This window comes from Flavobacterium sp. NRK1, assembly GCF_024054175.1.
GTDB lineage: Bacteria > Bacteroidota > Bacteroidia > Flavobacteriales > Flavobacteriaceae > Flavobacterium.
The window spans coordinates 3,559,045-3,575,478 of sequence record NZ_JAMXLA010000001.1 but is presented as its reverse complement, the minus strand read 5'-3'; the positions used below and the strand labels follow the sequence as shown (position 1 = coordinate 3,575,478).

General features: G+C 36.5%; 13 protein-coding genes. 2 read left to right on the top strand and 11 right to left on the bottom strand.

From position 1 onward, the window contains the following. The first annotated feature begins 62 nt into the window (after positions 1–62). Positions 63–1,673: a glycoside hydrolase gene (locus NHE85_RS16445; RefSeq protein WP_256474590.1), complete on the top strand. Its 1,611-nt coding sequence runs from the start codon at positions 63–65 to the stop codon at positions 1,671–1,673. A 41-nt stretch (positions 1,674–1,714) separates the two neighbouring features. Next, entirely contained in the window at positions 1,715–3,217 is a 1,503-nt protein-coding gene (locus NHE85_RS16440; protein WP_252813229.1) for a family 43 glycosylhydrolase, read from the top strand. 81 nt (positions 3,218–3,298) lie between these two features. On the opposite strand, the gene NHE85_RS16435 is transcribed toward NHE85_RS16440, so the two are convergent. The 11 genes from NHE85_RS16435 to NHE85_RS16385 form a co-directional block, all read right to left on the bottom strand. Next, positions 3,299–4,936: a S8/S53 family peptidase gene (locus tag NHE85_RS16435; protein ID WP_252813228.1), complete on the bottom strand. Its 1,638-nt coding sequence runs from the start codon at positions 4,934–4,936 to the stop codon at positions 3,299–3,301. A gap of 250 nt (positions 4,937–5,186) precedes the next feature. Then, the gene (locus tag NHE85_RS16430; protein ID WP_252813227.1) at positions 5,187–6,905 is read right to left on the bottom strand and encodes an ATP-binding protein; all 1,719 of its coding nucleotides are present in this window, start codon (positions 6,903–6,905) and stop codon (positions 5,187–5,189) included. Between the two features lie 3 nt (positions 6,906–6,908). After that, complete coding sequence (locus tag NHE85_RS16425) at positions 6,909–8,030, bottom strand: sensor protein KdpD (protein ID WP_252813226.1); 1,122 nt, start codon at positions 8,028–8,030, stop codon at positions 6,909–6,911. Beyond that, on the bottom strand, positions 8,030–9,133 hold the full coding sequence (locus tag NHE85_RS16420; protein WP_252813225.1) for a porin: 1,104 nt from the start codon (positions 9,131–9,133) through the stop codon (positions 8,030–8,032). Before NHE85_RS16420 ends, NHE85_RS16425 begins: the two co-directional genes overlap by 1 nt. Beyond that, positions 9,133–9,690, bottom strand: a complete 558-nt coding sequence (locus NHE85_RS16415) for a K(+)-transporting ATPase subunit C (protein ID WP_252813224.1) — start codon at positions 9,688–9,690, stop codon at positions 9,133–9,135. Before NHE85_RS16415 ends, NHE85_RS16420 begins: the two co-directional genes overlap by 1 nt. Positions 9,691–9,701: 11 nt before the next feature. Next, entirely contained in the window at positions 9,702–11,741 is a 2,040-nt protein-coding gene (gene kdpB, locus NHE85_RS16410) for a potassium-transporting ATPase subunit KdpB (RefSeq protein ID WP_252813223.1), read from the bottom strand. Positions 11,742–11,753: 12 nt separating this feature from the next. Continuing rightward, complete coding sequence (kdpA, locus tag NHE85_RS16405) at positions 11,754–13,457, bottom strand: potassium-transporting ATPase subunit KdpA (protein WP_252813222.1); 1,704 nt, start codon at positions 13,455–13,457, stop codon at positions 11,754–11,756. 3 nt (positions 13,458–13,460) lie between these two features. Further along, positions 13,461–13,538, bottom strand: coding sequence for a potassium-transporting ATPase subunit F (locus NHE85_RS16400; RefSeq protein WP_162075973.1), 78 nt, complete (start codon positions 13,536–13,538; stop codon positions 13,461–13,463). 38 nt (positions 13,539–13,576) lie between these two features. Further along, positions 13,577–13,927, bottom strand: coding sequence for a hypothetical protein (locus tag NHE85_RS16395; protein ID WP_252813221.1), 351 nt, complete (start codon positions 13,925–13,927; stop codon positions 13,577–13,579). A 139-nt stretch (positions 13,928–14,066) separates the two neighbouring features. Then, a complete protein-coding gene (locus NHE85_RS16390; protein ID WP_308219368.1) occupies positions 14,067–15,419 on the bottom strand; it encodes a sigma-54 dependent transcriptional regulator in 1,353 nt (450 codons plus the stop codon). A gap of 161 nt (positions 15,420–15,580) precedes the next feature. Continuing rightward, complete coding sequence (locus NHE85_RS16385; RefSeq protein ID WP_252813220.1) at positions 15,581–16,330, bottom strand: ZIP family metal transporter; 750 nt, start codon at positions 16,328–16,330, stop codon at positions 15,581–15,583. Positions 16,331–16,434: the final 104 nt, after the last annotated feature.

The following is a 16,434-nucleotide window of genomic DNA, read 5'->3' as shown; positions in this document are numbered from 1 at the left end:
AAAAAGACTATAAGTATTGAAATAAAATGTATATTTGTTTTTTATTAACCAAATAAACAATTATGTCCATACTTTTATCTACAAATTATTTCCAATTATTCAAAATAAAGGGAAGAGGGCTTTTTTTTCTGGGTTTGATTATATTCACTTTTTCGTACTCTTTGTTAGCACAAAATAATCGTGTTATTTCAGTTGATTATAATAAATCATCAGGAAAATTTAATACAATGTTTAAAGAATGCATTGGTGCAGGGCGGGCCAATGAAGGTTTGCGGGCCGACTGGCAGCAACAGCTTGCCTATGTAAAAAAAGAATGTGATTTTAAATACATTCGTATGCATGGATTGCTTACCGACGATATGGCGGTTTACAGAGAAGACAGTAAAGGAAATCCTGAATACAATTATATGTATATTGATGCATTATATGATTATTTGCTTAGCATTAATATAAAACCTTTTGTAGAGTTAGGTTTTATGCCAAGTGCACTGGCAAGTGGAGATAAGACTATTTTTTGGTGGAGGGGTAACGTTACGCCGCCAAAAGATTATGCAAAATGGGAAGCGCTAATTAAAAATCTCACAACTCACTTTACCGAGCGCTATGGTGCAGAAGAGGTAAAGACCTGGTATTTTGAAGTATGGAACGAGCCAAACCTTGATGGATTTTGGGCAGGCACTCAGGAGGAATATTTTAAATTGTATACATCAGCAGTTAAGGCAATAAAAAGCGTAAATAAAAATTATAAAGTTGGAGGCCCGGCTACAGCCGGAGCTGCCTGGATTCCTGAAACTTTGGAATTCTGCAAAAAAAATAATGTTCCCATCGATTTTGCAAGTACACATTCTTATGGTGTAAATCAGGGTTTTCTGGATGAGTTTGGAAATACCGGAACCATATTAAGCAAAGACCCGATGGCAGTAAGCAGTGATGTTATTAAGTCCCGTAATGAGATTAAAAACTCTGCATTCCCGAATATTGAATTGCATTATACAGAATGGAGTTCTTCCTATACTCCGGCCGATCCTATACACGACAGTTACCATCAGGCGGCATATATATTAGAAAAGCTAAAACAGGTTGGTAATGCCGCCAACTCAATGTCTTATTGGGTTTTTACGGATATTTTTGAGGAAGCAGGCCCGCGTTTTACACCTTTTCATGGTGGTTTTGGATTGCTAAATACTCAAGGAATTAATAAACCTGCTTTTTATTCTTACCAGTTTTTAAATAAGCTCGGTGAAACAGAACTCACCAATACAGATACACGCTCATGGGCGGCTAAAAATAGTAAAGGAGATGTTCAGTTATTATTTTGGGATTTTACTTATACCGATGGAGGAGAAGGGGTAAATAATCAGCAATACTATATTCGCGATTTACCAGCTAAAGCAAAAGGAAAAACTACTGTAACTATAACCGGTATGCCAAAAGGTAAGTATACAGTAGAACTGTATAAAGTAGGTTATAAATCAAATGATGCTTATGCCACTTATATGGAGTTAGGTAAACCTTCTCAGCTTACAAAAAATCAAGTTACTGAAATAAAATCAAAGAACGATGGTAAGCCTTTTTTGACAGATGTGGTAATTATTAAAAACGACGGTACATTCTCAAGAGAAATAGATCTTCGGGAAAATGATGTTATACTGGTAAACCTGATTAAGATCTAAATTCAAATATTAAACCCATCCAAAACTATATGCATCATTCGATGAGAAATATCAAAGTAATGCTCTTTATATTCTTGCTTGCAGGAAAAATGGCTGCTCAAAATCAGCCTGAAGCAATGTCTGATAAAACAACCTATCAAAATCCCATTTTTGGAGGCGATTACCCTGATCCCAGTATATTGCGCGATGGTAAAGATTACTACATAGTACATTCTTCTTTTGATTATTATCCCGGACTTACTATATGGCATTCTCAGGATTTAATCAACTGGATGCCTTTAACCAATGCTCTTCATAAATATGTTGGTGACGTTTGGGCTCCCGACTTAATAAAATATAATGACAGATACTATATTTATTTTCCTGCAAATAATACAAATTTTGTAGTTAGCGCTGATAATATCGAAGGGCCATGGAGCGAACCTGTCGATTTAAAAATTGGTAATATAGACCCTGGACATATTACCGATGATAATGGTAATCGTTATCTGTATTTCAGCAATGGAGATTATATTGGATTATCTAAAGACGTCTTAAAAACAGTAGGAGAGGTAAAACACGTCTATGATGGCTGGCCTATACCAAGGGAATGGTCTATTGAGTGCTTTTGTATGGAAGGTCCAAAACTTTTTAAGAAAGGAGAATATTATTATTTAACTGTTGCAGAAGGCGGAACTGCAGGTCCGGCTACCAGCCATATGGTAATTTCGGCACGTTCTAAAACCCCTTTTGGTCCTTGGGAAAACTCACCATATAATCCGGTAGTAAAAACCAGGAGCAGTAGCGAGCGCTGGTGGTCTAAAGGGCATAGTACTGTTTTTGAAGATGCTTATGGTAAGTGGTGGATGATTTTCCACGCTTATGAAAAAGGATTTTATAATCTTGGGCGCCAAACCCTTTTGCAGCCTGTAGAATGGACTAAAGATGGATGGTATAAAATTCCCGAAGGTTTAGAAACTGATAAACCTATTACTAAACCTAAAGGGAGCAAAGTTGCTTATTTCTCGCAAAGTGATGATTTTTCAGGTTCTATACTTAATCCTCAATGGAAATTTTTTAATGGTGTAGATGAATCCCGTTTTAAAATAGCCAATAACAGTATTACTATAAAGGGTAAAGGAAGTGGAATAGGCAGCAGTTCTCCATTGGTTTGTGTGCCATCAGATCATTCTTATATGGCTGATGTTGAAATGGAAATTCACGATGATGCTATGGGAGGCTTAGTTTTATTTTATAATAACAACTACTTTTCCGGTATTTTTGCTGACAAGGAAAATATACTGGTTAATCTAAGGGGATGGGAGTTTCCTACTGAGAAAAATGTTTTAAAAAGGCATGTATATCTTCGATTAAAAAACATAAATAATACTGTAGATATGTATTATAGCCTTAATGGAAAGGACTGGGTTAAAATTGAGAATTCTGCCGAGGTATCTTCTTATAATCACAATGTTCTTGGTGGCTTTCTCGGGCTTCGGATAGCCTTGTGTTCTATAGGTAACGGAAGTGTTACGTTTAAAAATTTTAAATATACATCTTTATAAATATAATAGATTTTATTATAATTTTTAAAAACACCATCCTGACTTTTTAGATCCGGATGGTGTTTAAACTTTTGAATCTATTTAGTTTTTTACAATTTTTTTAAAAAATGTTTTTCCATTTTGGGTTATTTTTAAATTGTAGATGCCTGTAGCATAACCAGCCATATTAAGAGATTTATTTTCTAAGAATGCACTATAAATTTCCTGCCCCAAAATATCATAAACTGTTACATAAGTATCCATATAAAAGTTACCTGCAAAGTACAATTTGTCTGAAACCGGATTGGGATAAGCAATAAATGTTTCCTTTTCAATACTATCAATATTTAGCAAGCTGTCAATGGCAGCAATCGCTTCCGGCATATTTGGCAGCGGGCCTATATTCCCTTCCAGTTCAGTTCCCTGAAGAGTCCCTGTACTTTTTATAAGTTCTCTCATTTGTATGCTGTTAAGGTAATTTCCTGTAACGCTATGATAATAAGATTGCAAAACTGCCGCACACGAAGCTACTATTGGGGTCGCAGCACTTGTACCATTAAACCAGCCATAATTTTGATTTTCGTCTTCATCTATTACAAAAGCGGAGTCATTTCCGGCAGTTAACACACCCCAACCCCATCCCTGAATATCTACGCGTTGACCGTAAGTGCTAAACCACAATCTGTTATGAAATTCATCATTAGATCCCGCACCTACAATTATAGCACCGCTATCTCCTCGTGATGTATAAGATGCATACGCAGGATCATCCATGTTTTCTGCTCCGTTACCTGCGGCAGCCACAACTATTATACCTGCATCTGTAGCGGCTTTCGTAATGTCCCATATGGGGCTGTCATACTCTGCCGGACCAAAATCTCCCAAAGCACCATATGTCTGCAATTCATATATTATTATATCTCCCTCTGTAGAATCGTTAATACTTTCGGTAATTGCAGCTATAACATTATAACCATATTCTACCGAAATTTCCGGATACATTACTACCTCTTCAGCACCATAAGATAAGCCTGTAACACCATAATTTCCATTATCCGCATACATAATCCCGAAGACTCCGGTACCATGTGTGAGATCATCTATATCCGGGTGAAGAGTTAATCCATAATAAACATTTTTGTCGTTAAATTCTTCATGATCAGGGTTAAATGCTCCTTCAATATCTCTTAACCTTATCCCTTGTCCGGTTAAACCAATATCCCAGGCATACGTCATATTTACTCCAAAGTCGGTTATATAAGTTTGCTGATCAAAATACAAAGGAGTAGCAGGAGGAATATCAGATGGAGATTTAACGGGTTTGGCATTTATTAGTGAACAGTATTTAACAGCGTTTAATGTTTCAAGTTCATTTCCTAATTCCAGTAATTCATCATCTGATATAGAACCTATAACTTCAAATGTATGAGTGAGGCTTTTAACGGCATTATCATTACCAACTTTTTTCAGGGCCAGTTGTGATAGCTCATTTATTTTTTCGGGATGTAAAGGGTAGGCCATTTTGAGATTTACAGAATAATGATCTAACAGAATCTTTATTTCTTCTGTAGCGGTATCGGTGTCGTCATTAAATGTTACAAACAGTCTGTGTGAGCTGCTGTTTGGTTTCAGGTGTAAATTTCCTTTACGGGACTGCGCAAATGCTGACGCAAAGCTGATTCCGAATATAAGAAGCCATATATACTTCTTATTAAAAGCAAAAAAAGTAAAATTCTTCATGAGCATAAATTTTAGTGAAACTTATACAACATTACTTTTTTATCATAAATAAATCCATATCAGAAATGGTAAATAAGGCGACATTGAATGAAAATAAGGCGACATATATCGATAAAATAATGAAAATAGGGTATTGGGTAACAAGACCTAAAAAGTGGTTGTTTTTAAGGTGTTTTACAGTTTTATAAATAAATTGAGACTATGTTCATGGGATAATCCAATATTTAAATTACAAAAATCTTAATTAAGATCAGCTTATAAGTAAAGTGATTAAGAACTCACTTCCTTCACCAAGTTCACTTTTAACCTCAATAGTTCCGCCCATAGCTTCAACAAATTCTTTGCTTATGGCAAGCCCGAGTCCGGTGCCCTCTTTTTCTGTACCGGGAACTCTGAAATACTTATCAAATATTTTAGGTAAATATTTGGGGTCTATACCTATACCGCAATCTTTTACAGATAGTATTATCTTGTTGCCCGTCATATAAGCTGTTATTTCAACAACAGTATTTTCATAAGAATACCGTACAGCATTTGAGATCAGATTTGAGATTATCCACGTTGCTTTTTCTTTATCTGCCAAAACAGGAGATAAGTTTACTGAAGGGGCATATTTTATTGCTATTGATTTTTGTTCTGCAAGTTTTTGATTAATATCAATGGCTTCAATTATTAGAGAATTTACATCGCATAGTTCAATTTTAAGCTTGGTATTGCCTGTTTCAACCTGTGATATATTCAATAATTCTCCTGTAGTCCTAAGTAGCCTGTCGGTATCTTCCCTAATACTCTCAACAAGATTTTTTTGTTCTTCATTTAATTTTCCGGTCTGCTCATTATCAAGAAGCTGAAGGCTCATTTTCATTGAGGCTATCGGTGTTTTAAATTCATGCGATACTGTACCTATAAAATTAGTTTTAGCAAAATCCAGCTCTTTATAGGGAGTAATATTTCTGAGTATTATAAACGAGCCGATTTGTTTCTTTTCTTCCTCACCCGTAGGTGTAATATTAATAGGGACTAATTGTTTTTCAAAATAACTTTCTTTATTATCAGCATAAATTTTTATAGAAGCGTCTTTGTTTTCCCGCGTTTCTATTTTCTGCAGAAGCGACCGTATTAAGTCATTAGTAACTGCAACCTGTTCGGCTTGTTTTCCAATTACATCGTCTTTTTTTAGCCCCGAAATTTTTAGAGCCTGTTCGTTTATAAAAAGAATGATATTGTTTTCATTAAGCCCTATTACAGGATCAAATAAGTTATTAATAAGTGTTTCAATACGTTTTTTTTCCATCATTAGCTTTGCCAGGTTACTGTCGCTATATTCCTGTAATTTTTCGGCCATTGTATTAAATGACTTTGCCAATGATGAAAATTCATCGTGGCCTTTAAAATAAAGCCTTTGCGAATAATTTTTTGCAGCAATCTGTTGTATGCTGTCCGTTAGATTTTTAATGGGATTAGCTATGTAGCCAGGAAGGTTAACCAGTAAGGTGAATCCCATAATAAAGCAAAATGCACTTGTTATAGATATCCATAAAATGGAATTATCAGCAGTCTGGCTGGCAGTGTCACTTTTACGCAGAATAGCATCCATGTTAAGCTTCATAATATCATTCAGATCCTTTCTGATATTTGAAACAAACAGGTTATTTTCCGGCTGTGATTTAAGCTGATTAAAATGCGTTAGAAGATCCTGTGTTAATTCTCTTTCTCCAACTTCTGTAATATTCTTGTTTTGTTTTTGCAAAAGAGTTTCAAACTCTGTAAGATCTTCTTTGGTTATCTCAGGTTTGTCAATCATTTTATGCATGTTCCTTGTGTAGTCAAGCGAAATATAATTTGCCTGAAGTATATTTTTGGTATCCCGGGAAAGTAAATGTACCTGCCTGATAGCTAATGCTGATAACAGGGCAATGAAAAGGAAAAGTATTCCAACTGCCAGGGTTAGCTTGGTTTTAATTTTCATATGTTATGAAAGTATAATAAGGTCAATGTTACTCGAAGTTAGCTTATTTAGCAATGATTTAAATATATTGGTTGATAAAATTACTTTAAATAAAGTAATATGGGGTTTCCCAATACATATGGTTGTTATTTTACGGGCTTCTGCCTGCTCTGTTATGGCAGTGGCCACATGGCTGCTCTTTACCCGGATAATTTCAGCTCCTAGTTCTGTAGCAGTCCTAAAGTTATTAATAAGGTGCCTTTGTTTGTCAAGTGCAATTTTATCACCTCTTTCCTGTGGTGTTTCTACATAAAGTACATACCACTTGCTATGGTAGTAGTTAGCCAGCCTGGCCGTTTTTCGTATTACAGTTTTTGCTGTTGTATGATTACTGCTTATACATGCGAGAAATCGTTCCTGTTTTAAATTACCTTTAGTTACTTCTGTTTCAACTTTTCGTTCTACCTGGCTTGCTACCTCTTTTAAAGCAAGCTCACGTAATTGAAGAATATGTTCGGCTTTAAAAAAATTACTCAATGCAGCCTGAATTTTATCGGCAGTATATATTTTCCCTTCTTTAAGCCGGGTAATTAATTCATCGGCTGTAAGATCAATATTTACTACTTCATCTGCGGCTTTGAGTACACTATCGGGAATCCTCTCCTTAACCTCAATGCCTGTAATTTCTTTAATATCATCGTTAAGACTTTCTATATGCTGAATGTTTACTGCGCTTATTACATTAATTCCGGCATTCAGTATATCCATTACATCCTGCCAGCGCTTCTCATTTTTGCTGCCTTCAATATTGGTATGTGCCAGTTCATCTACTATAACAACTTCCGGACGAAGGTTAATAATAGCCTGCACATCCATTTCTTCAAGATGCTTTCCTTTATAATATAGTGATCGTTTTGGTACAACCGGAAGTCCCTGCAGTAAATCATGGGTTTCTTTACGGTTGTGTGTTTCTATAAAACCTACTTTAACGTCTATGCCATTGCGAAGTAGTGTATGGGCTTCCTGTAGCATACGAAAAGTTTTGCCTACACCGGCACTCATGCCGATGTAGACCTTAAACTTTCCTTTCCTGGATTTTTGGATCAGGTCAAGAAAACGCTTTGCATTTATATCTTTTTCCGTCATTAAAATGAAATTGCAAGTGCTGTAGTTATAAAAGTATTGGTATTAACTTGTTCACTTCCCTTTAGGAAAATATCATCTTTACTATTCAGGCTTCTTGCCTCAAGCCTCCATACTACATTATCATAAATATTATAATCGAAGTTGGCAGAGTAACCAAAAGTTTTAAAGCCATTATCTGTATCTATTGCAATTATTACTCCGTTTTTGTCGCTATAATATTCACCACGCACAGCAATAGCCATTTTGTTGTTTAAGTGATATTGTGCTATAATAACAGGAGAATACCAGGAGTTGTAGCCTTTACTGTCCTTAGATTTTTGTTCTGCACCAATATCAAATCCTGCAATCAGCCCAAATTTATCAGTAAACTGAAATTGTCCATACATATTATGGAAGTAACGCATACGTTTATCAATATCAGGTTTATCATTTCCTATAAAAGAACTGCTGTTAAGCGTAATTTTTGCGTTTGGCTTATAAGTTACCTGATGTCCGAAAGCTAATGTTTTATTGCCATCCGGCCTTTGTATGCGCTGCCATCCGTTAAGTACAAGTCCGCTCACAAACCACTTTCCGGAAGGGGAGGTATAAGAAATTTTAGCGCCGCTTTCGTAATAAGGAGAGTTATCGGCAAGCATGCTTCGGGTTAATGTCCAGCAGTCTTTACCTATTGCGCTTTCAAAACCAATGTGTGAAGCAAATATACCGGCATCAACCCATAAATCAGCATTTTTAGCCAGTTTAATACCTGCATTGGCTTCATAAATATTTTTTAATACACCTTCTTCGGCAGCAAGGTTTGCATTTGCATAGCTGCCTGCCATAAGTGCAAGGTTTGCCCTTACATAATTATTATTATAAGCAGCCTTAATAAATCCTAAATTAAGAGCTACTTCATTGTGGCGGTTATGTGAATAGAAAAACGAAGGGCGGGTATTATTTTCAGGCTCATTAAAGTCGTAGGCGTAATATGTTTCTACATATCCGCTTATTTTTAGGTTTGGTTTAATTTGAACGGGCAGTATTTTAATTGAATCTTCCTGTGCAAAAGCTCCAAATCCCACTAAATATAAAAAGGCAGTTATTTTTTGTTTGGTATTCATTATAAATTGTTTAATGCTAAGTTAAGTTTTAATACGTTTATTTTTTCAGTACCGAATAAACCTAAAAGAGGCTTTTCAGTATTTTCGGCTATGATGCTAAGAACTTTTTGTTCAGGCAGATTACGCACTTTTGCAATACGTTTTACCTGAATTTTTGCCGCTTCAACAGAAATATGCGGATCAAGCCCGCTGCCGGAAGCTGTAACAAGTTCAGATGGAATATCCTTACGTTCTATGCCGGGATTTTTAAGCATAAAAGTATCTATGCGTGCTTTAACTTCAGCCAGATAGTCAGGATTAGAAGGGCCTTTATTGCTTCCCCCAGAACCCGCACCGTTGTAATCTACAGCAGAAGGACGTGACCAGAAATATTTATCTTCCGTGAAACTTTGTGCAACATTCACATGATATGTTTTTTCCTTATCAGTAATTATTTCACCTTTTCCTTTATTAGGAACAAGCTGGGCTATACCAAGTATACCTAGGGTATAAAATCCGCAGAAGAATATTGCGCAGAACAGTGTAAGCCTTACGGCAGGTATGATATGATTTTTCATTTTTATAAAATTTAAATAAATAATGCTACAATAAGATCTATTACTTTAATACCTATAAATGGTACTATTACACCGCCCAGGCCATATATAAGCAGGTTCCTTCTCAATAAGGCAGAAGCCCCTATAGGTTTATATGCTACTCCTTTTAATGCCAATGGAATAAGCATGGGTATAATAATGGCATTAAATATTACTGCCGAAAGTATAGCGCTTTCAGGACTGTGAAGATTCATTATATTCAATCCCTGTAAAGCGGGTATTGCCGTAATAAACAGGGCGGGGATAATGGCAAAGTATTTAGCCACATCATTAGCAATACTAAAAGTAGTAAGGGTTCCCCTTGTCATTAAAAGCTGTTTGCCAATTTCTACTATTTCAATAAGTTTAGTAGGGTCATTATCCAGATCTACCATGTTACCGGCTTCTTTAGCTGCCTGGGTTCCACTGTTCATAGCAACACCCACATCAGCCTGGGCAAGGGCAGGAGCATCATTAGTGCCGTCGCCCATCATGGCAACCAGTTTACCCTGTTGCTGCTCATTTTTTATGTAGTTCATTTTATCTTCGGGCTTTGCTTCGGCAATAAAATCGTCCACTCCCGCTTTTTCGGCTATGTATTTTGCAGTAAGGGGGTTATCTCCGGTAACCATTACAGTTTTAACGCCCATTTTTCTTAATCGTTCAAAACGTTCTTTTATTCCTGTTTTGATTATATCCTGAAGCTCAATTACGCCCAGTACTTTTTCATTTTCGCAGACTACCAGTGGAGTACCGCCATTACCCGATATTTTATGTACTATCTGGGTTACATATTCAGGAAAAGCATTGCCGCTTTTCTCTACAATATTTTTGATAGCATCATATGCTCCCTTTCTTATGCGTGTATCGCCAAAATCAATCCCTGAACTTCTGGTTTCAGCCGTAAATTTTATAAATCTTGGATTTTCAATCTTAACCGAATGGGGATCGGTACCGGATAATTCAATGATGGACTTTCCTTCGGGTGTTTCATCAGCTAATGAACTCAGAACTGAGGCTTTTACAAATAGTTTTTCGTCAATACCTTCGGCCGCATGAAAATGAGTTGCCTTACGGTTACCAATAGTTATGGTACCGGTTTTATCTAATAGCAGTACGTCAATATCTCCGGCAGTTTCTACTGCTTTCCCTGATTTCGTAATCACATTGGCACGCAATGCCCTGTCCATACCGGCAATACCTATAGCAGAAAGCAATCCGCCAATAGTAGTAGGTATGAGGCATATAAATAATGATATAAATGCGGCTATAGTTATAGGGATATTTGCATAATCGGCAAATGGCTTAAGGGTTACACATACAATTATAAAGACTAGTGTGAAACCTGCTAATAGTATTGTTAAGGCTATTTCGTTTGGCGTTTTTTGGCGTGAAGCCCCTTCTACAAGAGCGATCATCTTGTCAAGAAAGCTTTCGCCCGGCTGGGTGGTAACCTGTACTGTTATTTTATCAGAAAGCACTTTTGTTCCACCTGTTACTGAGCTTTTATCACCACCGGCCTCACGTATTACAGGCGCGCTCTCACCGGTTATAGCACTTTCGTCAATTGTAGCCAAACCTTCAACGATTTCACCATCTGCAGGAATAATATCTCCGGTTTCACAGATAAAGAGGTCACCTTTCTTCAGGCTTGAGGATGATACCATATTAATTTCATTTACGTAGAGTTCTCCTACTGCCTCTATTTTTTTTGCAGGTGTTTCTTCCCTTGTTTTTCTAAGGCTGTCAGCTTGCGATTTACCTCTTGCTTCGGCAATAGCTTCAGCAAAATTTGCAAACAAAAGCGTAAATAAAAGTATTATAAATACTATAAGGTTATAAGTAAAGCTTCCCTGTGACTGCTCTCCGGTTAAAATCCACAGACATACGCAAAGCATTACAGCAGTACCTATTTCTACGGTAAACATAACCGGATTTTTTATGAGCGTAGCCGGATTAAGTTTTATAAAAGATTGTTTTAAAGCCTGTTTTACCAGATCGCCCTGAAACAAAGATGTATTTTGAGATTTCATTTCTAAGATAGTTTAATTTAACATTGAGAAATACTCTGAAATTGGGCCAAGAGTAAGGGCAGGGAAGAAGGATAATGCAGCAACGATAAATATTACCGCAAATATCATAAACCCAAATGTGGCTGTATCGGTTTTTAGTGTACCGGAGCTTTCAGGAACATGTTTTTTAGAGGCTAATATTCCGGCTATAGCAACAGGTCCTATTATAGGCAGGTATCTTGCTAACAGCATTACAATTCCACAGGCATAATTCCAAAATGGGGTATTGTCTCCAAGCCCTTCAAACCCGCTACCGTTATTGGCAGATGATGAGGTAAATTCATACAGCATTTCACTAAACCCATGATACCCCGGGTTAGCAAGCCATGCAGCATATTCTTCAGGGCTTCCTGCATATAAATAGCTGGCCATTGCTGTACCTGCCAAAATTAATAACGGATGCAGAAGGGCTACCATCATAGCAATCTTCATTTCTCGGGCTTCTATCTTCTTCCCTAAAAATTCGGGAGTGCGCCCAACCATCAAACCACTTATAAATACTGCCAGTATAATAAAAATGTAAAAGTTAAGGAAACCTACACCCACACCGCCATAAAAGCAGTTTACCATCATGCCTAATAAGGTAGTTACTCCTGTTATTGGCGTCATGCTGTCATGCATAGCGTTTACCGATCCGTTACTGGTACATGTAGTATAAGTTGCCCAGTTAGCCGATGCCGCCGACCCGAAACGTATTTCTTTCCCTTCCATGCTGCCCATATGTTGTGAGATTCCCATTTCGCTAATGGCAGGATTGCCATTCATTTCACTAATTACAGACGGAACAAGCAGTAATAAAAATCCTAATGTCATTACACCATAAATTGTCCATGCCATTTTCCTGCGTTTAAGTACATAGCCTAAAGCAAAAACCAGTGCTATCGGAATAAGAAATATGCTTACCGTTTCCACTATATTGGTTAAGTAGTCAGGATTTTCCATTGGATTGGAAGAGTTGGGGCCGTAAAATCCGCCCCCGTTTGTACCTAACTGTTTTATAGCTACAAAAGCGGCTACCGGGCCCCGGCTTATATTTTGTTCCTTACCTTCAAGGGTAGTAATGGTATCTTTACCTTCAAAAGTCATAGGAGTACTGTTAAAAACCAGTATTACTGCAGCAATTACGGCCAGAGGCAGCAGAATTCTGGTAGCAGAGCGTACCAAATAGCTGTAAAAGTTACCAAGCGTAGTAGCCGTTTTTTCTTTCATTGCTTTTAGTACCATGGCACAGATAGCAATACCAGTTGCTGCACTAATAAATTGCCATAGCATTAGAATTAGCTGCCCCATATAAGAAAGCGCAGTCTCTCCTGAATAGTGCTGTAAGTTGGTATTGGTAACAAAACTAACCGATGTATTAAAAGCAAGGTCTAAGCTCATTGAAGGGTTATTGTCCGGATTTAACGGAAGCCATGCCATGTTGGTTAATACAAGCATAGATAATATAAACCAAACCAGATTAATGGTAAGCAATGCCACCAAATGCTCTTTCCAGGACATTTCTTTGTTAGGATTAATACCTCCAATTTTAAAGAATAGCCTGTCTAAAGGATTAAAAATTTTATCAAGCCAGGTATTTTCGTAATTAAATACTTTACCTATATACCTGCCTAACGGAATGGCCAACAATAATACTAACCCATAGGTAATTATTATGCCTAATATTTCGCTGTTCATAATTTAAAATTTTTCCGGTTTAATTAATACATAGGCGATATAGCCAAAAACGGCTAATGCCAAAATAAATAATGCTGTCATAATGTATTTAAGGTTTTGATTTCTTTTTAATTGAAGAGTTAATTCCTGTATGAGTGCATTGCCTGAAGGTTTTGCTCTTTTAATTTGTTTGCCATTAGGAGCTTTAGTTCATCTCCCAATTCATCTTTAATATTGAGAATTTTTTCAGGCGCATTTTTTACTAAATTGCCTATAAATTCATTTTCAATACAGTACCTTGTATATGCATAGCCTTCCTTATAAAGAAGATTTATTATATTCATAAATTCCAATACTTCTTTTTTCTTTGCGTTATCTTTTAAAGCGGTAGTCAAATATGTTGCAGCACCAATCATTACCTCGTATGCGGTTTCTGATTCTGCATTTTCGTTTTCCTGAGCCTTTTTTCGTAACCATTTAATAATTGTCATTTTAAAATTTTTTATTTGCTATCCCTATTACCATTGTTATTCCATTTGTTTATTTATTTAATAAACAGGGCTTTATGTTTTTAGAAAATAAAAAACCCTATCAAAATAATAGGGTCTGTACTTTTAAAATGATAGGATATTAACCTATTTTATACTCATCTAGTTTCCTGTAAAGGGTAGTAAGGGCAATATTCAGCAATCTCGCTGTTTCAGTTTTGTTGCCATTCGTATAATTCAGCACCTTTTGGATATGAAGCTTTTCTGCCGATGCAAGTGAAAAAGCCGATAAGGTTTTTGTACCCTGTTCTTTGGGCTCTGGGTTTAATTGCTGTAACTCATAGGGTAGGCTGTCCGGAGTAAGTATAGTATTGTTTTCCAGTATTACACTTCTTTCCATTATATTTTTAAGTTCTCTTATATTTCCCGGCCAGTTATGAAGTTTTAGTAACTTTAAAAATTCTTTTGATATGCCGGTTATCTTTTTGTTAGTTTTAAGACTAAATATTTTTAAGAAATTTTCAGACAGTAATTCTATATCAGTGATCCTTTCCCTTAAAGCAGGGAGTTTAATATTAAATATTGACAAACGATAGTACAAATCTTCCCTAAACTGACCAGCTTCAATTTCTTTAAGCAAATCCCTGTTTGTAGCGGCAATAATTCTGACATCCACCTTTGTAACTTTGCTTTCGCCTACTTTAATAAATTCGCCATTTTCTATTACCCGTAAAAGTTTTGCCTGCAGGTCTAAAGGCATTTCTCCTATTTCATCTAAAAATATGGTGCCTTTATGAGCTTCTTCAAAGAGGCCTTTTTTATCTTTAATTGCGCCTGTAAAAGCACCTGCTTTATGACCGAACATTTCGCTTTCCAAAAGGTCGTGACTAAAAGCGGAACAGTTTATTGCCACAAAACTTTTGTCTTTCCTGCTGCCGGACTGGTGAATAGCATTGGCAAAAACCTCTTTTCCGGTACCTGTTTCACCTGTAAGCAGAACAGTAGTATCTACCGGAGCTACTTTTTGTGCAAGATCAATAGCTTCTTTTAATTTTTTAGATTCACCAATAATATTATTAAAAGAGTATTTGGTTTCTACACGGCTTTCAAGGTCAATTATACGTTTGGTAAGCCTGCGTTTATCTATAGCTTTATGAATTAGGGGTATAATTTTATTATTATCGTCACCTTTAACAATATAATCAAACGCACCATTTTTAATAGCCGTAACGCCGTCCGGTATATTGCCGTAAGCAGTTAGTAGAATAATTTCTGTTGCAGGAAATTTCTCTTTAAGGGCAATGACTAATTCTACGCCGTTTCCATCAGGCAGTTTAACATCACACAGAATAACATCAATATCATTCTGTTCTGCTTTTTTTAGCCCGGATTTACAATCGGCAGCCTGTAAAACGTCAAAACCTTCAAGGCTTATAATTCGTGCCATGAGTGTCCTAAGCTTTTCTTCGTCGTCTATAATAAGGATTTTGTTCACGAAGTATATAATTTTTTACAAAGATAGAAAGTATGCACTGATTTAGACTATTAGTTATTAAGAAGGAAATTACTATATAAGCTTTGATAAATTCTTAAACAATTACTTTATAGTATGTTTTATTACAAAATCAGGTTGTAATCGGCCTATCAATTAACTCCTTAAAGCTTAGAAAGCAGGAAAGAAACGAGAAAACCAATAACAGTAAAAATACCCACATAACTATGCCCTTTTTCAAAAGCTTCCGGTATCATTGTATCGGCGAGCATAGCCAGGATGGCACCTGCTGCCAGGGCAATTGTTGCCGCTTCGATAATGGGTGATAACTGACTAAAAATAACAAAACCGGCTATTGCTGCTAAAGCCGTGAGTAATGCAATTCCACTCCATATACCAAAAATAAATATTTTTGTACGGCCTGCGTTTTTCATTCCTACAGAACTTGATAATCCTTCAGGAAGGTTCGATATAAATATTGCAGCTACTGTGGCAGCACTTACAATGCCGCCCTCAATCATGCTTACACCGATTGCTATGGCCTCCGGAATTCCGTCAAGTAAAGCCCCTATAGCGATAGCAAGACCACTTCCGGAGTCTTCAGTTTCCGAAGGCTGCTGATCTTCAGAGCGTTTTCTGTGTTTAGCACCTTTTAATGAGAGTAGATAATTGAAAAAAGAGTATAAGCCACCTCCTGCCAGAAACCCTATTGAAGCTGCAGTCAGACCTCCTTTATTATAAGCTTCGTTCATTAGTTCAAAAGCTAAAGCAGAAGTGAGGACGCCGGCTCCAAATCCCATTATAACAGCAATTATTCGTTGAGGTATTTTTAGGTAATAGCCCAGAAGTGAGCCTATTAAAAGTGAAGACCCGGAAACTAGTCCCCATATACCTGCTTCCATCCATTTTTCCATATATAACGTATACTCAGTTTATTGGTTAGACAGTTAGTGGTGTAACTGACCTGATTTTATCTGATAAAAAGCTTATTGGTTTTTGCTGAAAACCAGTTTATATT